The organism is Undibacterium sp. 5I1, assembly GCF_034314085.1.
In the GTDB taxonomy this organism is placed as follows: Bacteria; Pseudomonadota; Gammaproteobacteria; order Burkholderiales; family Burkholderiaceae_D; genus Undibacterium.
The window spans coordinates 3,959,494-3,981,568 of sequence record NZ_JAVIWI010000001.1 but is presented as its reverse complement, the minus strand read 5'-3'; the positions used below and the strand labels follow the sequence as shown (position 1 = coordinate 3,981,568).

The 22,075-nt window shown below is 45.7% G+C and carries 21 protein-coding genes; 10 read left to right on the top strand and 11 right to left on the bottom strand.

The features are described 5' to 3' along the window. Nucleotides 1-625: 625 nt before the first annotated feature. The 5 genes from RGU72_RS17430 to RGU72_RS17410 all read left to right on the top strand — a co-directional run bounded on the left by RGU72_RS17430 (nt 626) and on the right by RGU72_RS17410 (nt 4,835). Nucleotides 626-2,032 (top strand): STAS domain-containing protein, encoded by a 1,407-nt coding sequence (locus RGU72_RS17430; RefSeq protein ID WP_322120946.1) that lies wholly within the window; start codon nt 626-628, stop codon nt 2,030-2,032. A 206-nt stretch (nt 2,033-2,238) separates the two neighbouring features. After that, nucleotides 2,239-2,775 carry an ATP-dependent protease subunit HslV gene (hslV, locus tag RGU72_RS17425; protein ID WP_322120945.1) on the top strand — a complete coding sequence of 179 codons (537 nt, stop codon included), beginning with the start codon at nt 2,239-2,241 and terminating at the stop codon, nt 2,773-2,775. A gap of 13 nt (nt 2,776-2,788) precedes the next feature. Further along, entirely contained in the window at nt 2,789-4,171 is a 1,383-nt protein-coding gene (hslU, locus tag RGU72_RS17420; protein WP_322120944.1) for an ATP-dependent protease ATPase subunit HslU, read from the top strand. Nucleotides 4,172-4,367: 196 nt separating this feature from the next. After that, nucleotides 4,368-4,562, top strand: coding sequence for a hypothetical protein (locus RGU72_RS17415; RefSeq protein WP_322120943.1), 195 nt, complete (start codon nt 4,368-4,370; stop codon nt 4,560-4,562). 51 nt (nt 4,563-4,613) lie between these two features. Further along, nucleotides 4,614-4,835, top strand: coding sequence for a hypothetical protein (locus RGU72_RS17410; RefSeq protein ID WP_322120942.1), 222 nt, complete (start codon nt 4,614-4,616; stop codon nt 4,833-4,835). A 31-nt stretch (nt 4,836-4,866) separates the two neighbouring features. Here the strand turns inward: RGU72_RS17410 and RGU72_RS17405 are convergent, their stop codons facing one another. The 5 genes from RGU72_RS17405 to RGU72_RS17385 form a co-directional block, all read right to left on the bottom strand. Then, nucleotides 4,867-5,865: an NAD(P)H-dependent glycerol-3-phosphate dehydrogenase gene (locus tag RGU72_RS17405; RefSeq protein ID WP_322120941.1), complete on the bottom strand. Its 999-nt coding sequence runs from the start codon at nt 5,863-5,865 to the stop codon at nt 4,867-4,869. A gap of 171 nt (nt 5,866-6,036) precedes the next feature. After that, nucleotides 6,037-6,483 (bottom strand): SH3 domain-containing protein, encoded by a 447-nt coding sequence (locus RGU72_RS17400; RefSeq protein WP_322120940.1) that lies wholly within the window; start codon nt 6,481-6,483, stop codon nt 6,037-6,039. A 108-nt stretch (nt 6,484-6,591) separates the two neighbouring features. Then, on the bottom strand, nt 6,592-7,083 hold the full coding sequence (gene secB, locus RGU72_RS17395; protein WP_322120939.1) for a protein-export chaperone SecB: 492 nt from the start codon (nt 7,081-7,083) through the stop codon (nt 6,592-6,594). 307 nt (nt 7,084-7,390) lie between these two features. Then, nucleotides 7,391-7,654, bottom strand: coding sequence for a glutaredoxin 3 (gene grxC, locus RGU72_RS17390; RefSeq protein ID WP_322120938.1), 264 nt, complete (start codon nt 7,652-7,654; stop codon nt 7,391-7,393). A gap of 85 nt (nt 7,655-7,739) precedes the next feature. Continuing rightward, nucleotides 7,740-8,141 carry a rhodanese-like domain-containing protein gene (locus RGU72_RS17385; protein ID WP_322120937.1) on the bottom strand — a complete coding sequence of 134 codons (402 nt, stop codon included), beginning with the start codon at nt 8,139-8,141 and terminating at the stop codon, nt 7,740-7,742. A gap of 385 nt (nt 8,142-8,526) precedes the next feature. On the opposite strand from RGU72_RS17385, the gene gpmA reads away from it, so the two are divergent. The 3 genes from gpmA to RGU72_RS17370 all read left to right on the top strand — a co-directional run bounded on the left by gpmA (nt 8,527) and on the right by RGU72_RS17370 (nt 12,201). Further along, nucleotides 8,527-9,273, top strand: coding sequence for a 2,3-diphosphoglycerate-dependent phosphoglycerate mutase (gene gpmA / locus RGU72_RS17380; protein WP_322120936.1), 747 nt, complete (start codon nt 8,527-8,529; stop codon nt 9,271-9,273). A 120-nt stretch (nt 9,274-9,393) separates the two neighbouring features. Then, the gene (locus RGU72_RS17375; protein ID WP_416200167.1) at nt 9,394-10,722 is read left to right on the top strand and encodes a murein hydrolase activator EnvC family protein; all 1,329 of its coding nucleotides are present in this window, start codon (nt 9,394-9,396) and stop codon (nt 10,720-10,722) included. Between the two features lie 15 nt (nt 10,723-10,737). Then, a complete protein-coding gene (locus RGU72_RS17370) occupies nt 10,738-12,201 on the top strand; it encodes a S41 family peptidase (protein WP_322120934.1) in 1,464 nt (487 codons plus the stop codon). Between the two features lie 471 nt (nt 12,202-12,672). Here the strand turns inward: RGU72_RS17370 and RGU72_RS17365 are convergent, their stop codons facing one another. After that, entirely contained in the window at nt 12,673-13,344 is a 672-nt protein-coding gene (locus RGU72_RS17365; RefSeq protein ID WP_322120933.1) for a hypothetical protein, read from the bottom strand. A 790-nt stretch (nt 13,345-14,134) separates the two neighbouring features. Between RGU72_RS17365 and RGU72_RS17360 the strand changes: the two genes are divergently transcribed. Beyond that, on the top strand, nt 14,135-14,941 hold the full coding sequence (locus RGU72_RS17360; protein ID WP_322120932.1) for a HesA/MoeB/ThiF family protein: 807 nt from the start codon (nt 14,135-14,137) through the stop codon (nt 14,939-14,941). 75 nt (nt 14,942-15,016) lie between these two features. Here RGU72_RS17360 and RGU72_RS17355 read toward each other — a convergent pair whose 3' ends face one another. From RGU72_RS17355 to RGU72_RS17335, 5 genes are all read right to left on the bottom strand, one after another. Further along, complete coding sequence (locus tag RGU72_RS17355; protein ID WP_322120931.1) at nt 15,017-15,376, bottom strand: carboxymuconolactone decarboxylase family protein; 360 nt, start codon at nt 15,374-15,376, stop codon at nt 15,017-15,019. Nucleotides 15,377-15,508: 132 nt separating this feature from the next. Next, the gene (locus tag RGU72_RS17350) at nt 15,509-16,450 is read right to left on the bottom strand and encodes an AraC family transcriptional regulator (RefSeq protein ID WP_322120930.1); all 942 of its coding nucleotides are present in this window, start codon (nt 16,448-16,450) and stop codon (nt 15,509-15,511) included. 111 nt (nt 16,451-16,561) lie between these two features. Then, entirely contained in the window at nt 16,562-17,965 is a 1,404-nt protein-coding gene (locus tag RGU72_RS17345) for an EAL and GGDEF domain-containing protein (protein WP_322120929.1), read from the bottom strand. A gap of 148 nt (nt 17,966-18,113) precedes the next feature. After that, on the bottom strand, nt 18,114-19,835 hold the full coding sequence (locus RGU72_RS17340; protein WP_322120928.1) for a methyl-accepting chemotaxis protein: 1,722 nt from the start codon (nt 19,833-19,835) through the stop codon (nt 18,114-18,116). Between the two features lie 50 nt (nt 19,836-19,885). After that, on the bottom strand, nt 19,886-20,386 hold the full coding sequence (locus tag RGU72_RS17335; RefSeq protein WP_322120927.1) for a chemotaxis protein CheW: 501 nt from the start codon (nt 20,384-20,386) through the stop codon (nt 19,886-19,888). Nucleotides 20,387-20,862: 476 nt separating this feature from the next. On the opposite strand from RGU72_RS17335, the gene RGU72_RS17330 reads away from it, so the two are divergent. Further along, complete coding sequence (locus tag RGU72_RS17330) at nt 20,863-21,915, top strand: sensor domain-containing diguanylate cyclase (protein WP_322120926.1); 1,053 nt, start codon at nt 20,863-20,865, stop codon at nt 21,913-21,915. Nucleotides 21,916-22,075 lie beyond the last annotated feature (160 nt).

Sequence of the window (22,075 nt, the reverse complement as noted above, 5' to 3'; positions counted from 1 at the left end):
CATAGCCAAACTTTATAAAGAAGCGTGCAACTAAACCTTGCGCGCTTTTTTTTGCGTAAAATTTATTCACTAACCCGGTGAGTTTTACGCTTGCAAATCCGTCTGTCTGACCAAAGATACCAATCAGTCAGTAAAGTTGTAGGTTTTTTACCACAATCAATGACACGCTGCACTTAAGAGAATTGCCTTGGAGTTTTTCACGCCCTCAAGAATAAATGAAATTGCAGAAAACACCGCAACCGCAATTTAATCGCGTAATAGATTTGCTACAGACATGAAAGAAAACGTACTTTTGTTATAAAAACAGCAAACGTTTCTTACCAGTGAACACCATTAGGGTAATTCCGAAAAAATTTGATAAGAGCTACTTTTTCTGTAAATCAATTATGCTCGGTTAAAGTGAAGCGAATTAATCATCGATTAAGTCAAGTTCGTTACAATTCATACACCGAAATTTACGTTCAGGCCTGTGTAAACAGCATAAGTGACTAACCCTAGTTACATGTTTCAGACTATACTTTAGCTTCGGAAAATTGCTTGTTTGTGAATGACACTGAGCGCGAACCAAGATTAATTTTTAATCAAAATAAAAGATACGTATTGTCTTTTTATATTCAGGAATAACGTGGGGATTTTTTCACTTTTCGGCAAAAAGAATGGTCAGCAGGAGAAAGACTCCGCGCTGAAAACTTCTGCCAAAAAAACACGTTCTAAAAGTGGCAATACTGATATTCTGGCAACGTCCGGTGATGAGACGCCCTCTAATTCCATCATGGCTCAGCGTCATGTAGCACGCGCTACCGCACGTAAAATTGACGCCATAGAATTTGAAATGTCACGCGATATGGTCAAATCCAAAAGTGTGGCGCCGAATAAAACAGTGCCTGATGCAAAAGCCAACGCCACAAATAAATCTTCCCGAGCAACTGAACAGGTAACTGATTTCCAAAGTACGCTGCCCCTGGCAATGCCAACGACCGATTATTTATTAGAACAGCATACCGACTTGATGACGGCAGATCTGGCGGAAACAGAATCGGTTCCCTTGCTAGAAGAAGCAGCAATTTTATTTGCCAGCGGTCAAAAAGAAGTTGCAGAACAAATGTTGCAGGCCGCAATTCATAACAGGAATCTTGGGCAAGCGGAACAAATTGGTTGGTATATGCTGTTTGACTTGTACGAAATTTCAAATAACCAAGTGCAATTTGATCGCCTGTCTTTGGAGTACGCCAGCAAGTACGAGATGTCGCCGCCCATTTGGCATGACTCACGTTATCAGTCAGATACCTCTGACGAGGACGATCTCAATCAGGTAACAGCAAACATCTCTTTCCCTGCGCAATTAGATGGCAGCATTATCAAATTGCTTGAGCGCCTGCAACAAGCAAGCACGCAAAGTCAAAGCCTGAAACTCGATTTCACAAGAGTAAAAAGTGTCGATGCTGTTGGCTGTGGCTTGTTATTGCGTGCGCTCAGAAACCTGAAAAAAACTAAACATGACTTGATGTTAGTTGCGGCACAAGATCTAGCCGATAACATCCGCGCGATACTACAAGTTGGCAGACGTGATGAAACCGAAGCGCCATGGTTGCTGTTGCTTGAGATTCTGCAATTGCTGCACTTTGAAAAAGCGTTTGAAGAAGTCAGTATGGATTACTGTATTACCTTTGAGGTATCGCCCCCTTCTTTTGAAGCACCTAAGAATAAAGTCACTACCTCATTCCCTGAAGTTCAGCTAGAAACAGAATCAGCCCATCGGTTTATGATGCCCGCTGTCATAGAAGGTAAAACCGATATCCTGATTGCCCAAATTACTGAACACTCGAAGCTATATAACCAAATAATACTGGACTGCTCACGTCTGGAGCGGGTCGAATTTGGTGCCTCTGCACAATTACTTAATGGTCTGGTGCCCATCGCGGGTGTCAGAGATAATCACATTCAATTCGTGGAAGTTAACTACTTAGTCATGGCCTTGTTTAATGCTATGGGTTTGAAAAGCGTTGCTACCATCTTCCCTCGCAAGCATTAATTAATAAGCTATTAGCACACGTCAAAGTTGCAAGCCACCTCTGCTTTCTGCGCTATCTTGTAATTTGAAGACCTAGCCCCATTTCTATCCAACGCGATCGAAAGCGGTCTAAAACAATCAGCACGCCATTATTAGCTTAAGCGTATCAAGTTTGGCGAGCTCGCCAATGGATGATCGCTATCCGCACATCATTATTCGAGGATCACATGGAACAATTTCACGGCACCACCATCTTGTCGGTACGACGCGGCAATCTAGTCGCACTCGGTGGCGACGGCCAAGTCACACTCGGCAATATCATCATGAAGGGTACTGCCCGTAAAGTGCGCAAGCTGTATCACAACAAAGTATTAGCCGGTTTTGCAGGCGGTACTGCGGATGCGTTTACGCTGATTGAACGGTTTGAGGCCAAGTTAGAAAAACACCAAGGCCACCTGATGCGTGCCTCGGTCGAACTTGCCAAAGACTGGCGCACCGACCGCATGCTGCGCCGGCTGGAAGCGATGCTATTGGTCGCTGACAAAGAGACTACGCTCGTCATCACCGGCAATGGCGATGTGCTGGAACCGACGGACGGCATCGGCGCGATTGGTTCTGGCGGCACATTTGCCCAGTCAGCCGCCAAAGCTTTGCAAGAAAATACCGATTTATCCCCTATCGAGATCGTGAAAAAATCACTGACGATCGCTGGCGAATTATGCATTTATACCAATTTGTCCCACACGATAGAAACTCTCGACTGATTTGGATCGCACCATGAATATGACCCCGCAAGAAATCGTTTCTGAACTCGATAAACATGTCGTTGGCCAAGCCCGCGCCAAACGTGCCGTCGCCATTGCGTTACGTAACCGCTGGCGCAGACAGCAAGTCCCGGAACCATTACGGCATGAAATCACGCCTAAAAATATTCTGATGATAGGACCGACTGGTGTGGGTAAAACCGAGATTGCACGTCGTCTGGCAAAATTGGCTGATGCGCCTTTTATCAAAATCGAAGCTACTAAATTTACCGAAGTCGGTTATGTTGGCCGCGACGTAGATACGATTATCCGCGACTTGGTGGATATCGGTATCAAACAAACCCGCGAAGCAGCAACTCGTAAAGTACGAGCCCGTGCTGAAGATGCGGCGGAAGATCGTATCTTGGATATTCTGCTACCACCAGCCCGTGATTTTGGTTTTAGTCCCAATAAAGAGGTGTCTGAAACTACTGCGGTGTCAGCAGACAATGCAGAAAAAGAGGCTAGCAAAACTGCGGATAACAATACGCGACAAATTTTTCGCAAGCGTCTGCGTGAAGGCACTTTAGACGACAAAGAAATCGATATCGAAGTAACCGAGACCGCGCCCACCATGGAGATCATGGCACCACCCGGCATGGAAGAAATGACTGAGCAGATCAAATCCATGTTCTCCGGCATTGGTAGCGGACGCAAAAAATCTCGTAAGCTTAAGATTAAAGATGCTCTGAAAATTTTAATCGAAGAAGAAGCCGGCAAGCTGGTCAATGAAGACGAGCTGAAACAGCAGGCAATACACAATGTCGAACAAAACGGCATCGTATTTTTAGATGAGATCGATAAGATCGCATCACGTTCTGAGTCTGGTGGCGCCGAGGTATCGCGTGCCGGTGTGCAACGTGATTTATTGCCTCTGGTCGAAGGCACTACGGTCAACACCAAATACGGCATGATCAAAACGGATCATATTTTATTTATCGCCTCGGGCGCTTTCCATCTGGCGAAGCCATCTGATTTGATACCTGAACTGCAAGGACGTTTTCCGATCCGGGTTGAATTAGAATCTTTGTCGATTGCCGATTTTGAGCGCATCTTAACCAGTACCGACGCCTGTTTAACGCATCAATACAAAGCTTTGCTGGCGACAGAAGGTGTGACGATAGACTTTACTGATGAGGGCGTGCAAAGACTGGCGGGCATCGCTTACGCAGTCAATGAGACCACAGAAAATATCGGCGCCCGACGTCTTTATACGGTGATGGAAAAACTGCTGGAAGAAATCTCTTTCGATGCACATCAAAATAGTGGCACAACCATTGTGATCGATGCCGCTTACGTAGAGCAGCGACTGCAGGCATTGTCGGTAGATGAGGATTTATCACGCTATGTTTTGTGATTTAATTTGATGCCGATTTGACGTCGACTTAGTGTCGACTTAATGTCTACTGTGCGTTGAATTGATAGCTATTGATACGCATCAAATACAAATTTAGCCTGGCTTGAGGCTTGCGGTAATAAATCTTAATACTCTTTGTTACTGCAAGCGATTAACTTAACTTCAAAACAATAGTTAAAAAGAGAAAGGAGTAGTGATGGCAAATAAAACGACAGGCACGCGCCAAAAGCTGACCTTTCGACTTGACCCTGCGCAAACCAAACCACGCAATCCAGTTGCCGTTGCAGCAAAACAGCGCGCAGCAGGTAGCCACCAAAAATCTGCGTCGGCGCTACGACAAGAACAAAACCGTTTAGCAAAAAAGCTGCCCATAGAAGGCGAACAAGATTAAGATTGATGCGTCATGTAATGTCAGGCAATGTCTTAAGACTAAGGTATATGTATGCCAGGAAGCAGACGCCGCAAACAACTTTATCATCGCAAATTATCTTTGCGCAGAAAAGACATTCGTACCCGGTTTATGGTCGATCTCGGGATACTGTATTTACCGACATTAGGCATACAAAAAACCCGGGAGTTGTTGCGTAGCCAGCTCGTGCTGGATTCCGTGATCAACCGCGTGCTACATCATCCCAAGTTGCGCCGCACTTACACACAACCATAGTCCTCGATATCTTCGTCAAACATTGATAAAGTTAGAGCACTTCCTGCTTAGCATCACGCGCCAATAAACGGGCAATCATCTGCTGCGCAGAAATTTGATCAAACAACACGCCAGCGACGGCATCGGTAATTGGCATCTCCACCTGCAAACTGGCGGCTAAAGTTTTGACTGCCTGCGCGCAACGCACGCCCTCGGCAACATGTCCTAATTCTTGTACGATCAACGACAAGGATTTACCCTGCGCCAACGCCAGACCGACTTTGCGGTTGCGTGACAAATCTCCGGTACATGTCAAAATCAAATCCCCTACGCCGGTCAAACCCATCAGAGTCTCCGCGCGTCCGCCTAGAGCGGCGCTGAGGCGGCTGATTTCTGCCAGGCCGCGTGTCATCAAGGCTGCGCGGGCGTTTAAACCCAAACCCAAACCATCAGCAATGCCAGTCGCGATGGCCAGAATATTTTTCACTGCACCACCGACTTCTACACCGACCACGTCATCGCTGGAGTACACCCGAATCGCATTCCCATGCACCGCACTGACGACTTTTTGGCAAAGCTCTGCTGAGGTAGAAGCGATGGTCAGTGCACACGGCAAACCCTTAGCAACCTCTTGCGCGAATGAGGGACCAGATAAAGCGCCCGCCTGCACCGCACCGCCTAAAACCTGACGCACCACTTGATGCGGTAACAGTTGCGTGCCCTCTTCAAAGCCTTTGCACAACCAGACCACATGCTTCGGCTGAAATGGCAGACATTGCTGCAATAAAGGCCGTAAGCCAGATACTGAGGTGGCAATGATCAACAAGCCGTCTGCCGAACTTGCATGCGCCATAGCCTGCTCAAAATCGGCTGTGGCTTGTAAATCTGGAGGGAAAGGACAGCCCGCAAGATAGGTCTGGTTTTCGCGCTGAGTCTGCATTTGCTGCATCAGCTCGGGCTTGCGTCCCCAAAGCAACACCTGATTTTTAGTGGCAAGAGAAATCGCTAATGCACTGCCCCAGGCACCAGCGCCAAGTACGCTTATGTTCATGATTGCCTGACCTCGTTGTGAAAATACAGATAAAGATTGGATATATACCCCATACAGTATTTATTAACCGTCCAAATATTCACTGGACAATAGGGCATATTTTCTTATAAATGAGGGGAGTATATAAAAAAGGACAGCATGCTGTCCTTTTTTCGATCGCCTTGCAGCCTGCTACACGCCCCAGACTTCAGACACTTTGACATAGCCAATCTGTCCATCGCGGTGCTTTACTTTGACCCATCCTGATGACACCGGCTCGGCCATTTCCAGCAACACATTTTTGTCTGCGCTAAACACCATAGGCGAGGCTTCATCCGCAGCCGAGTGGGCTTTGACATTGGCGACACGTACAACGACATTGCGACGCGCGACCAATTCTTTTGATTCTACCCAGCTTAAATCGCCACCCATGTCGCGTACTTTGCTCCAGGTGCCATAAGTCAAAATCACTTCCACTGGCATGCCGCGCGGCGCAACATACACCTTGCCGCCCTTGGTCGATGGCGCATCATACAAAATCACGGGGGACGCACCGATAGCTCTAAACTCTAAGGCCTGGGCGATGCCAGACCAAGAAGCGATACCTAACAGTACAGATAAAATCAGAGAACGACGCATAGTAATTTCCACTTTAAACCCGATCAGCTAAGTCAATTAGCTAAGTCAATTAACTAAGCTAATTTAGTCATTAACCAGCTCACCGGGCTAATACTCGATCACACGCAATTAGTGTGTCGTTGCGGGCGTTTGTTCGCCGCCTTCAGCTTGCAATTTAGCTTGCTGTTCAGCGATATTTTGCAAACGCTGTTGGTAGAAAGCTTCAAAATTGATTTCAGACAAATGTACTGGTGGGAAACCCGCACGGGAAATCACATCAGCAATATTGGCGCGCAGGTAAGGATAGATAATATTTGGGCAACCAATACCCAGCAGTGGATCTAACTGATCTGCAGGAATATTGCGTGCTTCAAAAATACCTGCTTGCTTGCCTTCAACCAGGAAAGCAACTTTATCATTGACCTTAGCAGTCACTGTTACAGTCACGATGGACTCAACGATACCGTCGGCTAATGGCGCTGCGCTGACATCCAGAGCGACTTCGATCGTTGGTGCTTCTTGTTCCAGAAAAATAGCTGGGGAGTTTGGCTGTTCAAGCGACAAATCTTTCAGATAAACGCGTTGAATTTGAAATACGGGCTGCAGATTTTCGTCAGACATGTGAGACTTTCTAAAAATTCTAAAAGATTAATAACAATTAATGAACAGCGAGATGGCTGTAGGTAGAGCTATAGATCTAGCTGTAGATAAAGCTGATTTAAGCCATTTCAAGATCGCGGCGCGTTATTCTACCAAGTGAAATGCAAAATCAGCAAAAATCTGCTATTTAAGTGATTTTTGCTGATTGATTTGTCAATGCGATGACATTTTATTAAGGCTCTGGCAAGGAAAGCACTGTGTTACACGCCAGCAAAACAGCTCTGATTGAGCAAAACCGCAGTCAGATCAAAGCCGATTCATCGCCTGATCAAGCGGGATTTAATAAAGCTTCCAGCTTGCCAGTACGATCCAGCGCCGACAAATCGTCGAAACCGCCGACATGCGTTTCGCCGATGTAAATCTGCGGTACTGTCCGGCGGCCGGTCTTTTGCATCATGTTTTCGCGCACAACCGGGTCCAGATCGACACGGATTTTCTCAATCTCGTCCACACCTTTTGACTTCAGCAGGCGCTCTGCCATCGTGCAATATGGGCAAACTGCGGTGCTATACATTACGACATGCGCTGTCATGATTTTCTCCTGCTAACTTAAATATCTACGTATTTTAATGATTTATTCAATTATTCACCGAACTGACTTACTTATCATCCGGCAATTACTTCACTGTTGGCAATCCTTGGGTTTTCCAAGCAGAAACGCCACCTTCAAGGCTAAACACTTGCTCAAATCCAGCCTTTTTCAGTACGCCAACCGCTGATGCAGACCGCACACCGCGCTCGCATACAGTAATGATGGTACTGTTTTTTGATTTTTCTAGTTCTTTTACGCGGCTAGACAAATCGCTTAGAGGAATATTTTTGGCGTTTGGCAAATGACCGGCAGCAAATTCTTCTGCGTCACGTACATCTAACACGACAGTTTTACCCTGGTTCATGACTTGCGTTGCCTGCAATTGCGTTAGCTTGGCGCCACGACGTTGCAGTACAGGGAACAACAAAGCACCGCCAGAAATAAGGGCGACGGCAATCATCCAGATGTTTTCAATTAAGAATTTCACAGTATTCCAATGGGTAATATGGTTATAGATCGTTGGAAACTTCTAAAAACCCCATACTCGAGCGCATCGCGTCGTTGCAAAGCCTCGCAATACCGACGTATTGCCACGTTTTGCGCCTAGCGCTGCATCTCGATTAAAGGGTTTTTAGAAGTTCCCTGTTATAAATGGTTTTAAAGAACGCGCCCATTATAAAATAGATGCTGTTGTAGTTGCTGCTCTCCTGTTTTGCATTGAAGGACTTACGGAAAATTGTCCCGGCAAGGCGTAGCGACGAAGACAGTACTTTAGTACCTTACTTTGTTCGAAAGTGAGCTACAACGCAGTCGGGGCGGTTTTGCGTAAGTCCTTAACTCCAAACTTCTTTTTAATCACACTTCATTACACCATGTACAAAATCGTTTTGATGCGCCACGGCGAATCCACCTGGAATCTTGATAATCGTTTTACTGGCTGGACCGACGTTGATCTGACTGAAAAAGGCGTAGCAGAAGCGCGCCAGGCAGGCAAAGTATTAAAAGAAGCCGGTTTTATGTTTGATGTGGCTTACACCTCCGTCCTTAAACGCGCTATCCGCACACTGTGGGGTACGCTGGATGAAATGGATCTGATGTGGTTGCCCGTGGTACACGACTGGCGTTTGAATGAACGCCATTACGGTGCTTTGCAAGGTTTAAATAAAGCAGAAACAGCCGCCCAGTATGGCGATGAACAAGTATTGGTATGGCGTCGTAGCTACGATACACCGCCCAATCCTTTGCCAGAAAATGACCCCCGCACGTCGTTCAACGATCCTCGCTATGCTGGTTTAACACGCTCACAAATCCCGCTGACTGAATGTTTAAAAGACACGGTAGATCGCGTAATGCCTGCATGGGACGACACAATTGCACCCGCCATCCGTGCCGGCAAACGTATCATCATCAGTGCCCATGGCAATAGTTTGCGCGCCTTGATCAAAATGTTAGATGGCATCAGCGATGCAGATATCGTCAGCTTAAATATACCTAACGGGCAACCGCTGGTGTATGAGTTGGATGCCGACTTAAAACCGATCAAGCATTACTATCTGGGCGATCAATCCGCGATTGAAGCTGCATTGCAAGCAGTTGCCAGCCAAGGGAAATCGAAGTAAGACCATGATAAGACCTTGATGCTGAACGCAGTGACGCACACCAACACCAAAGCAGACAAAGTAAACACAGGCACCAGGCCAGCGTACTCTTCACGGGTGCCGCTGGGCTTGTGCCTGCTGATGCTTGGTAGTTTGTTCAGTTTATTCTGCGGACTAAGTAAGCCCGCTCAAGCAGCTAGTCATGCCCGCACGACACAAAAAAATCAAGTCGAAGCGCAGCGCACTGAGTTACAGCAAAAGCTGCAAGCACTCAAAAAAGATATTAATAAAACGGAGTCTGCCAAAGACAAAGCTAGCGATGCACTGGCTGATTCTGAGCAAGCCATTTCTGAAGCCAATCGTTCTTTGCGCGATTTGCAAACTGAGCAAAACGAGACCCAGACCCGCCTGCAACAATTATTAGCCGAACAGAGCAGACTCAGCGCCAAGGTCGAGCAGCAAAAAAAGCAGCTCTCGGATTTTTTGCGTCATCAATATATGCGTGGCGACAGCGACCGCATCAAGCTACTACTATCGGGCGACAATCCCAACCGTATCAATCGTGATTTGCAATACATGGGTTATGTCTCGCAAACCCAGGCCAAAATGATAGAGGGCTTGCGCACCAGCCTGGCCGCAGTACAAAAAAATGCCAAAGAAGAGCAAGACGCTAAAGACGATCTGGACGAAATCGCGCAAGAAGAAATCACGCATAAAAAAGCCTTAGAGGGCGAGAAGAAAAAACGTAGCACCTTGTTAGCGCAATTGGCCGACAAACTACACGCGCAAAAGAAAGAGGCCGACAATCTGCAAAAAGATGAGCAACGCCTCGGCAATCTGGTCACACAATTAAATAAATTGATTGCGGAACAAATCAAAGCAGAACAAGAACGCGCAGCACAATTAGCAAAACAAAAAGAAAAACAGCGCCTGGAAAAACTCGCTCAAGAAAAAGCACTGAAAAATAAAAAATCCGGTAAGCCGACCAATCCTGATGCGATCGACGATGACGAACCTCCGAGTAAAGTGATCGAAAAAAATGAGCAAACACCAATAGCGACCAGTTTTGACGGCAATTTTAGCAAGTTAAAAGGACAACTACGATTGCCAGTAAAAGGGGAATTAATCGCCAAGTTTGGTAGCAAACGCGGGGATGGTCCTAGCTGGAAAGGTATTTTTATCAAGACCGCAGAAGGCGCAGAAATCAAAGCGATTGCGGCTGGCCGAGTAGTGTTTGCCGATTGGCTACGCGGCTTTGGGAATATGGTGATTGTCGATCATGGTAACGAATATCTGAGTTTATATAGCAACAATCAAGCAGTCTTAAAACATGTGGGCGACATCGTAAAAACCGGCGACGTCATCGCCAGCGCGGGTAATAGCGGCGGCAATGAAGAATCAGGTTTATACTTTGAGCTAAGGTATCAAGGGCGCGTATTCGACCCATTGACGTGGGCAACAATCAGATGAGATGTGGATATTGAAATGGGTAGCAAAATAAAAAGTTTTAGCTTAATCAGTTTTGGCGTTATCGCTGGCGTTGCCGCGACGATCCAGTTTTCTGCTTTGGCACAAAAAAATACCGGTTCACCTTTGCCCGTCGAAGAACTACGGCAACTGGCTGACGTTTTCGGCATGATCAAGACCGACTACGTCGAGCCCGTAGAAGACAGCAAACTATTGACCGAAGCCATCTCTGGCATGGTCGCTTCACTCGATCCGCATTCAGCTTATCTGGATAAAAAAGCCTACAAAGAATTACGTGAAGGTACGCAAGGCAAATTTGTCGGTCTGGGCATTGAAGTCGGGATGGAAGATGGTTACGTCAAAATCATTTCTCCGATTGAAGATTCGCCCGCTTATCGCGCCGGTATCAAACCGGGCGATCTGATCACGCGTCTGGACTCGATACCGATCAAAGGTCTGAGTCTGGATGAAGCCGTCAAAAAAATGCGTGGCGAACCAAATAGCAAAATCACGCTGACGCTGGCGCGCAAAAACGAGGATAAGCCTATCGTCGTCACCATCACACGTGAGCTGATCAAACAGCAAAGCGTTAAAGCAAAGATGGTAGAGCCCGGATACGCCTGGTTGCGTATAGCCCAGTTCCAGGAGCCGACGGTTGAAGACATGGCCAAAAAAATTCAGGCTTTGTACACGCAAGATCCTAATCTCAAAGGTCTGGTGCTCGATTTACGCAATGATCCGGGCGGCGTACTGCCTGGTGCGATTGGTGTCTCAGCCGCGTTTTTGCCAAAAGATGCCGTCGTCGTTACGACCAATGGCCAGTTAGCCGACTCCAAAGCCAGCTACACTGCTAAGCGTGAAAACTACGCTACCCGCGCCATCGGCGATCCGCTCAGCAAATTGCCAGAAGCGATTAAGAACGTACCGATGGTCGTGCTGATTAATACTGGCTCAGCCTCCGCGTCCGAAATCGTGGCAGGTGCTTTACAAGATTACAAACGCGCCACCATTCTGGGGACTCAAAGTTTTGGCAAGGGATCGGTACAAACCATACGCCAGATCTCTGCCGATACGGCCGTCAAACTGACCACCGCACGCTACTACACACCGAACGGTCGCTCGATTCAGGCTAAAGGTATCACCCCTGATCTGGCAGTGGAAGAAACCGCAGAAGGCGACGGCTTCAACAGCCTGCGCACACGCGAAGTAGATTTAGACAAGCACTTAAATAACGACAAAGAAGCTGAGCAAGCCAATAAATCCAAGGTTGATGAGGTGGAAGAAGAGCAGCGCCTGATCGCTCTCGCCAAGAAAAGCAAACCACTGGAATACGGCAGCAAAGATGACTTCCAATTGGCCCAAGCCTTAAATCACCTAAAGGGCTTGCCAGTCAAAGTCACCAAAGTTGATCCAAAAGATGCCGGAGAAGATAGCAAAGAAGAATCTAAATCTGAATCTAAAGCGGAGTCAAAGAAAAAATAAAGCGACAATGATCACGGTCGTGTCCTGCATGCCACGATCTAATCTGACCAGGCCGCATATTGTGCGGCCTTTTTATCACCTCAAAGCAAGATAAATAAATATACTCCTAATTAGTATATTTAATCTCCCCATATAATTATTAGACATCAGAGGCATTTTTCCTACTTAAATGGAGAGTATAAGAAAAATAGGGCTATTGATCATTAGTCGCACGAGGAAGGTCTGCGATTTTTTATACCCTCAACGCATAACAGCAATCTAAGGAAATAGTAGTCTGGAGCCTACGCGGATTTGAGGGTTATTAAGGCTATTGCATAAAAGATCACTAGAGAAAAATGAAAGCGCTATCGGATACTCAATTTGAGTCTACGAATTTGTATGGTGAAGTTGGCGATAACCGGAATATCGCAATCTGGTTGTTTATGTAGTCAATTACAAGTTTTTCGTGCGGGGTAAGATTTATTGAGCTTGTCATTCATGGACGTTTTCCCACTCAATATCGTGCAAAAAATAACGGACTTCTTTTTTCTTCCAGGCCAAGGGTTGCGATGCAAATCCTTGGGCTAGCGTGGCACTCAGGTAATTAACCGCTCCAGCTTGAGTGATTTGTGGTCCCTCCAAGTCAAGCGCACGCCCGGATTTTAAATCCGGTCGTACGATCGCAATATGTCCTGGCTTATCGTCGTGGTGACTGCGGTAGACGGCAACGACCAGCACGCCACTGTTGGCTGCTTGCTGCGCCTGCTTAGCGCTCAGTCGTTCTTCCCATCCCTTTGGTGCACCTCGCATCAGAAGCCAATCGTACTGGGCATTGGCTAACAGCTGGGCACTGTGATCGGGTGGTCGTAAGATGTAAATGCCTAATCGCTTGGCGATGGCAGCGACAAAAGCACTGCAGTGAGTATGCTTGCCTTCACCTTTAGCCGGTTTTCCGTTTGGTACTCCTGTCTCCCATGCGACATGGACACCCGCTGGCCACAACTCCTCAACCCGTGTTTGATCTAAAAATTGGGTAAGGCGTTGTCCGTTGCTGGTGATTTGGCCGACCTCATCCGCTTCAGCATGAAAGGTAGCGGAAAGCGTCAATGCGCAGAACAAACACTGCTGCCATGATTGGCGTAAATTTGTACGAAAAAAATTCATAAAGTATGAACCTCGTTGAATAGATATTGAGCTTGATAAGGGTTGAATGAACGAAGCATTGAACAAGGCATGCTTTCATCTATCCATACCCCGATTGGCAATTCAAATCAGTAGCTCTAATTATTAAATAAATTTCAGTAAATATTCACCCAAAAATCACACCATATTTAAAAATAATGTAACCAATATTTGTGTGTTGTCAGTGCAGTTTGGTATGCAAAAAGAAGTGCAAGCGACTACAGACGAAGCTATTCAAGCTGGGGCGATTAATCGACTTCGTTTGCGCAGGCTTACATCCCGTTACAGAAAATGGCACATGTTGAATCAATGGTTTCTTGAGTTCTAAATTGGATCTATTTTTAATGAGGGCTTTAGTAATAAATGGCCGGCAATATTGCATGAATAACAGTTCAAAACTACTGCCGAATATTGCTACCTCTAAGCCTCGTCACAAATCCAAAGTTAATCTGGTTTGCTCGAGTTTGACAAAAATACAGAATGGCTGGAAAAAGCAGAATAATAGATATATTCATCTTACATTTGGACTTAGCATTGTGGACTTGCTTATTCCAGATTTCAATGACCAAACGCGGAAAATAACCGGAGCTTCTTTGAATGAGGCATCGAAGATAATGTAACGGCGCCTCCGGTAATGACCAGTAGTCCATCTCCCGCAAGATGGTGATGTGCGGGCAAAATATCTATCGCCAGTTTTTCATTTTGCAATGATGCCTGAAACGATACAAACGTGTAGGATGATTGCTCACCTCGTAATTCCAATTGAAGCGCTATGACCGAACCCGATACCACCGACCTAAGCGATCAGCAGTTACTTCGCTATTCTCGCCACATTTTGCTCGACCAGATCGGGATTGAAGGCCAGCAAAAGATCAGTGGTGCGCATGCGCTCATTATCGGCGCCGGCGGCTTGGGATCGCCAGCAGCGCTTTATCTCGCCAGCGCTGGGGTCGGCAAAATCACGATTGTCGATCATGACACCGTCGATCTGACTAACTTGCAGCGGCAGATCTTGCATACCACCGCACGCGTCGGACAATCCAAAGCCGGCTCCGCCAGACAGACCCTAGAAGCCATCAATCCCGAGATTGAGATCGTCACTTTGGAAGAAAAAATCGGTGGCCAACGCCTGCAACAGCTTGTCCAAAACGCCAGCGTTGTGCTGGATTGCTGCGACAATTTCAATACCCGCCATGCGGTCAACCAAGCTTGTGTGGAATCTGGTACTACACTGATATCTGGTGCAGCGATCTCGTTTGACGGACAAATCAGCGTATTCGACAGCCGCGAGATAACATCCCCCTGCTACGCCTGTCTGTTCCCCCCAGACCAGCAATTTGAAGAAATCCAATGCGCCACGATGGGCGTATTTGCGCCGTTAGTCGGCATCATCGGTAGCATGCAAGCGGCCGAAGCACTGAAGGTCGTCATGGGCATAGGCAAACCGCTAATAGGCCGCTTGTTACTACTCGATGCACAAACTATGGAATGGACGCAAATCCGCGTGGCACGTAATCTTGCGTGTGCGGTTTGTGGTCAGCGATACCACACTGTAATAAATCAAAAAGACGTTTCTTAGATCTATTAATGCCAACTTCCAGACCAATTATTGACGTCGAACGCTCATGTGCTTATTCAAAGAAACTTATTGGATTTAAGCGATAAGCTTCTTTGCATCGGAAAATGAACTAAAAGCTTCTAACGCATGGAGCGAGTATACGTACGCAGCTCCAGCATTCAATGAAATTGCTGTTGCAAGAGCAGCAGCAATCTCAGCCTCAGTAGCCCCATGGGTAGCGGCTGCCTGAGCATGAGTGCCAATACAACCGTCGCAGCGCGTCGTTACGGCGACGGCAAGAGAGATCAGCTCACGTGTCTTGGGATCAAGTGCGCCGCCGTCCGCAGACGCCACATCCAGCGCTTGGTAAGCAGCCACCATTTTAGGATGTGCTTTACTTAAGGTACCGAACGACTTTTTGATATGAGGGACGAGAGACTTCCAATCTGAAAACATAATGAACTCCAGTAGTTTCTAAAGGGATACAACGAAACTATTGTATTCAGGATTGTCAGTAAAACGATAGTTCTAAAGAACCAAGAATCTACGCATTCGTCTCAATCCGTTTCATTCAAAGTGAACCGTGATTTATTTCTGATTAGCCGCTATATTTTCTTGAAGTTGTTGCCGATATCGTCCTGGTGTGAATCCGGTATTGATACGAAACGCCTTGCCAAAAGCGGCTTCAGATTGGTAGCCGACTTCCATGCCGATGTCACCCGCATTTCGTTTGGTATGAAGTAATAATGCACTGGCCGTCGCCATCCGGACATGCGAGAGAAACTCCGATACGGTCATACCGGCTTTGGCTTTGAAGTGACGCGCATAAGTGGCCCGAGACATGGCCGCCCTAGCACCAAGTTCGGCAATGGTCCATTGATGCCCGGGGGCGATCATCAATGCTTGAATTGAAGCACTCAACCTGCTATCCGTTAACAGTGTCAGAATATTTGGTACATCCGATTGATGTTCACCATAAATTCTCAGTGCCATGACAAGCAAGGCCTGACTTAACGAGGTAACGATAGCTAGTGCCCCGGAGTTCTTGCTATCGGCCTCGTCGCGTATGAGAGCAACCAACGTTTGTAATGCAAGAAGTGGATGGCTCCTCGCTAAAGAAATATGTAATGGATCAGGTAATGTTCCAAATAATAGTGCGGCTGACCCTCTCTCGCAAAGAAAGCGTCCGCACAACAAATCTGCATTGATCGCCCCCTTACCATTACTGCGTACTGGCAGAAAGTCGCCATCATCTTTTAACGTTGACTTAATTGGCTTACTACCACCCAGGTTATCCCGCACTAAATGCGCTCCACCGTTCGGATACAGCACAAAATCGCCAGCCTCTAGGATTAACGGTTTTGAGCCTTTCGTCTCAATAACACATGTCCCACTCAAAACTAAATGAAACGGAACGACTCCCTCAGCTTCTTGTTCGTGCTGAATAGAAAACGCGCCCCCCAACAAGCACCGAAGGTCAAGACTGGCTTGCGGTCGAACTAACTTGATGAGTCGGCTTAGAGGATCCATATGGTTTATATACGATATGAAGACCCCTAACGATATTACACGTGGCAATAAAGTGCAATAACGCAAACAAGACGAAACCCGATAACTAATCGATTATTTAACGCGCTCTACCTAAGGCGCCTTTGTAAATGTCTTAACATTTAAGAATGTCTCGAAACTGACCATTGCCATGGGTCGACCAAAAAGATATCCCTGAAAAGCATTGCACCCACGCTCGCTTAAAAAAGATCGTTGCTCTTCGGTCTCCACTCCCTCTGCGATCACGGCCAAGCCCATGCTTTTGCCAAGTGCCAAGATCATCTCCACAATTGCAGCATCGTTTTGATCGGTCAAGACATCATTAACAAACGATTTATCAATTTTCAACTGGTCAAGCGGCAAGCGCTTCAGGTATGACAGCGACGAATACCCCGTACCAAAATCGTCTAGCGAAAAACCAACCCCGCTTGCCTTCAACAGGTTCATTTTAGAAATCGTGTCTTCCAGGTTGTCGACTAACAAGCTCTCCGTCAACTCGAGCTTTAACCGTTTGGGGTCGGCCTGCGTACGTTTTAATATTGTTGATACTTGTGTGACGAAATCAGGATGACGAATTTGACGGGCGCTCACGTTAACTGACATACTGAATTCACCAATATTAAAATCCTCTTGCCATTCCACAATTTTCCGGCACGATTCCTCCAGTACGAATAGACCTAACTGAATAATTATTCCTGTTTCCTCGGCCAGAGAGATGAACTCTAATGGTGGAAGTAGTCCGCGCTTTGGATGCTCCCATCGCACCAAAGCTTCCGCCCCCATCAAGCTACCGTCTACTTTTATTTGCGGTTGAAAATATACTTTAAATTCGTTACGATCCAGCGCCGCAATCATCGATCGTTCGATTGTAGATCGATCAATAATCAACTCGCGAACAGGAGGCGCTAGGTAGCTTGTCTCATTCAAGGTACTTATTGTTGCTTGTTGCACTGCGATGTCATCTCGGTTTAGCAAATTAAAGCTTGGTAACACAACCAACGCATCATCATAGGACTGCTGATTTGTTTCGTTTTCCTTAGTCATTCTTTTTGAAATATCGATATAGGTAACGACATAATTAGTACCAGTCCCTATACTGCATCTGGCGAGTGAAACGGTGCATAGAACAGGATATGCGGTACCGTCAATCTTTCGTAAATATATCTCGGCACACCAGTAATGATCTTTTCTGTTTCGTTTCCAGATTTCTTGGTAGAGCCGCTGATCATGTAGATTGGTATTAAAAATAGCTAATGTCTTACCGATCAGATCCAGTGATGAGTATCCAGAGAGTTCAGAAAAAGCTCGATTCACACGCAATATCACTTTAGCGTCGTCAGTAATAACCATGGCTATCTGATTTTCAAATGCCGTAACTTCATCTGTCAGATCCGCTCCAGTTTGAGCATGATTTATCCTATCGCTGGCAGAATTTTTTTCGACTAGCAAGCATACTAATTCGTGTTTTATCAACGCCATAAAATTAGTAAAAATCATGATGAATACTCCACTTAAACCATGTTCTTGCGATAAATCAATCGGTACAATCTACAGAATAAAACACACGATATATCCTGATTGACGCTTCTCCGCTCTCTTTTGCAACCTCATCAGCTTTAGTTTCACGGACTGACATCTATCACTTTCAGAACTCTTCCCATCGATCACGCACTAAAGCGGCTTCGGTAGATTTTTCTATGCTTCTCGTATTAAATCGTTTGATATTGGGTTGATGAGACACTCGCTTGATCTCTATATCCTTTCGAGATTCTCTAAGCTGAACCAAACGATGTGAACTCTCCGGCGCAGTGAAAGTGACAGATTGATCTTCCGTTAGCTCGAATCTACTAACCACATTGACCAGATTTCTTGACTGATCTTCCATTGACTGCGCTGCGGCAGTAGCTTCCTCAACAAGTGCTGCATTTTGTTGTGTAACCTGATCCATCTGCATAACGGCTCGATTGATTTGTTCAATACCTGCAGACTGCTCCAAAGTAGCGACAGAAATTTCTGAAATAAATTCGGTAACGCGCTGGACGCTTCGCACAACTTCGTCCATGGTCTTGCCAGCCTGATTAACTAGATCAGTACCAGTGCCAACCCGTTCCACCGTATTATTGATTAACGATTTGATTTCCTTAGCGGCACCTGCGCTGCGCTGAGCAAGACTACGTACTTCAGAAGCAACCACAGCAAATCCCCTCCCCTGCTCACCCGCACGCGCCGATTCCACTGCTGCATTCAAAGCTAAAATGTTAGTTTGAAACGCTATGCTGTCAATTACCCCGATGATATCTACAATCTTTTTCGCAGAGTCATTGATCAGGCCCATCGTAGCAATGACTTGGGAAACGACGTCACCACCTTTTATCGCAATACTCGATGTAGATATTGCCAATTGGCTTGCTTGCTGAGCATGTTCAGAATTCTGCTTGACTGTCGATGTTAGCTCCTCCATAGACGACGCGGTTTCTTCTAAAGAACTCGCCTGCTCTTCTGTGCGAGACGATAAATCAAAATTACCTGCAGCAATTTGGCTAGACGCGGTCGCAATATGATCACTGCCAGCGCGAACTTGGCTCACGATCGCGAGCAATTTTTCATTCATATCTTTTAGTGCCGTAATCAGTTGTCCAGTTTCATCTGTTGATTTAACTTCTATTTTTTCAGTCAAATCGCCAGCCGCGACCGTTTGCGCAATTTTGACAGCATATAAGATTGGACGAGTAATCGAACGAGTGACCAAATAAGCGAAGACAAGACTAGTCAGCAGAGCAAAGATACTAATTCCAATGATCGCTTTTTCAGTGAAGCTGACCGTTGCACGTATTTCTGCGCCTTTCTCGTCAACAATGTTTTTAGATAGCTGCTTAAACTGAGCTATGTTCTCCATATACGCATTTAGAGCAGGATTCATTTCTGCTTCCATCAATATCAGAGCGTCGTCTTTTTTACCTGACATAAGATGTTGATTAATTTTTGAAAATGATGCAACGTAAACCGCTCGTGATTCTTTTAGCTTTGATAGCAACTGCATGGCAACTGGTTGCCTCACTAATTTAGTTAAAATTTCGAGCGCATTAGTGATATTTTTTTTATGGTTTTCTATGTTTTGCTGAATGCGGTACATAGATGCAGTGTCCGAAGTAATAAACATTTGCAAGGTCAAATTCATATTATCGTTTGCGTTCGAACTGATAATATTTGCCTGTTCCTCCTTGACCCACTCTTCCTGCACCAACGTATCGACAATAGTACTAATGTGAATCAGCTGGAACACCCCCACTGCAGCGAGCATAACCATCATTAAAAGTACTGCGCCAAATCCTCCGCCAAGGCGAAGGCCAATTTTCATGTTCTTCATTTTGCTTCTTTAAAAGTTAGTTCTAATTAAGGAGTAGTTAGATAGTTACCTCATGCTGCGAGTGGCTCTCCAACTCCAAATTCCGGACTCAATATTAATTTTTCAATATCGACCAAGATCAACATACGCTGCTCCAAGATGCCAAGACCCGTAAGAAAAATTGTATTCAACATAGATTCAACGGTTGGTGCGGGCTTGATTTGATCGGTCGATAGTGTGACGACGTCCGTCACACTATCGACGACGATTCCGATCATTTGATCGGCGATATTCAGAATAATTACTACGGTAAATTGGTCATAGTCACCAACATCGAGATTAAATTTAGTACGCATATCAATGATCGGGACGATATTTCCCCGCAAATTGATTACGCCTTTGATGTAATTTGGTGAGTTAGCGATCCGCGTTACCTCTCCATATCCACGTAGTTCTTGAACTGTTTGGATATCAATCCCATATTCTTCGCCGCCAAGTCGAAACGTTAAGAACTCGAATAGCTCGGCTGCCGAGGATATTGGCTTCTGCTTTGGCTCTTGAGTCGTATACATAAAAGGTCCTCAGAATAACGACGGTATATACACATTTGCAAAACTAATAACGTCAGAACGTCCCCCCTGTTTTTCAGAGGACTTGCTTTGGTTAAGATCAAATACCATTTCAATTTGCATCTTTTTGTATCGACTCCCTGTCGCTACCTGCATTTCCACACAGACGACAAATATTGGATATTTAATTGCTTAGCGAAGTATCGAATGAAAAGATTTGAGTTGGAATACTGGTGAGCATCAACATTTGGCGTATTCGTCTCATTGCTATCAGCACTCAATTTTAAGCATCAATATTTAGCGTATTCGTTTCAATGCCCGACAGATTCAACAAAATCAATTCAAAAAGATGTAAGCTGGTTTTCAGGCATAAATAGTGACCCTGCGGTATTGGAAATACGATTTAGGTTGAGTGGCTGCTGAAAACATCTACTACTTCTTTTAGTGTTGATCTTTTGCTTAAAAATTTGGAGGAGAGCATGGCTGGCATTGATAATTCGGATAGCTTGTCCAAGGAGAATTCGCGCATCGCAGCATTAAGGGCATACGAAATACTAGATACTCAAGAGGAAGATGAATTTACTTTACTAGTAAAAGTCGCTGCAGAAATATGTAACGTTCCATATGCTTTTATCTCACTCGTCGATAAGGATAGGGTATGGCACAAATCAGCGTTTGGCTCTGCGCCGCAAGAGTCTGCGAGAACAAAAAGTTATTGTTCGCGAGCTATTCAGCAAGACAAAATGTTAGTCATACCTGATATTTCAGAAGACGAGCGAACAAACAATATGCATTCAACGGCTCGCAAAGACGGATTTGGAATGTATAGCGGAGCGAATTTGATTACTCCAGAAGGATTTCGTATCGGAACACTCTGCGTACTTGATACAAAACCTAAAACTCTAACTGAAAAACAATTGGAATTACTACTTGGGTTAGCCAGGCAAGCGATGGCACTCATCGAACTAAGAAAGCGTACCCGTGACCTAAACAGCGCCATGATCAGGCTTCAACAAATTGCAAATGAAGACGTATTGACCGGGCTCGCAACCAGACGATCACTACTTAACAAACTACAAATTGAGGTAGACCGATCAAAGCGCTTTTCATCTGAGCTGACTGTGGTGATGGTAGACCTAGATCATTTTAAACAAATCAATGACCGCTATGATCACGCAATGGGCGACGCAGTTTTAAGGGAAATTGGTTCATTGATTCGGTCAAATGTTCGAAGCGTTGACATTGCAGGACGTTATGGCGGCGAAGAGTTCTGTATTGTTTTACCTAGAACCGATCTAGTAGGGGGCTTGAAATTTGCAGAGACACTTCGCATGGCAATGTCAGAAAAAATAATAAAAGATAATGGGGTGCAAATTCGAGTTACTGCTAGTTTCGGCGTTGCGACGTCAATTGCGACAAATTCAACGAACGGAGAAGAACTGATTAGAGCTGCAGATACGGCACTTTATGAAGCAAAACATTTGGGACGAAATCGAGTTGTTGGTGCGAATGGTGAGCGACAATCAAAATAATCCGATCCCATGCTAAAGTCTGAACGCACGTCACTAACGAATTGCTCATGTAAGGCAGTAACGACAACCCATCACGGCTCTACATTGCAGTGCGATGTGTGTGTTACCCTCGCAGAGTGATATCTTTTGCAAAGTTTAGTAGCCTGCACTTATCAGCCAC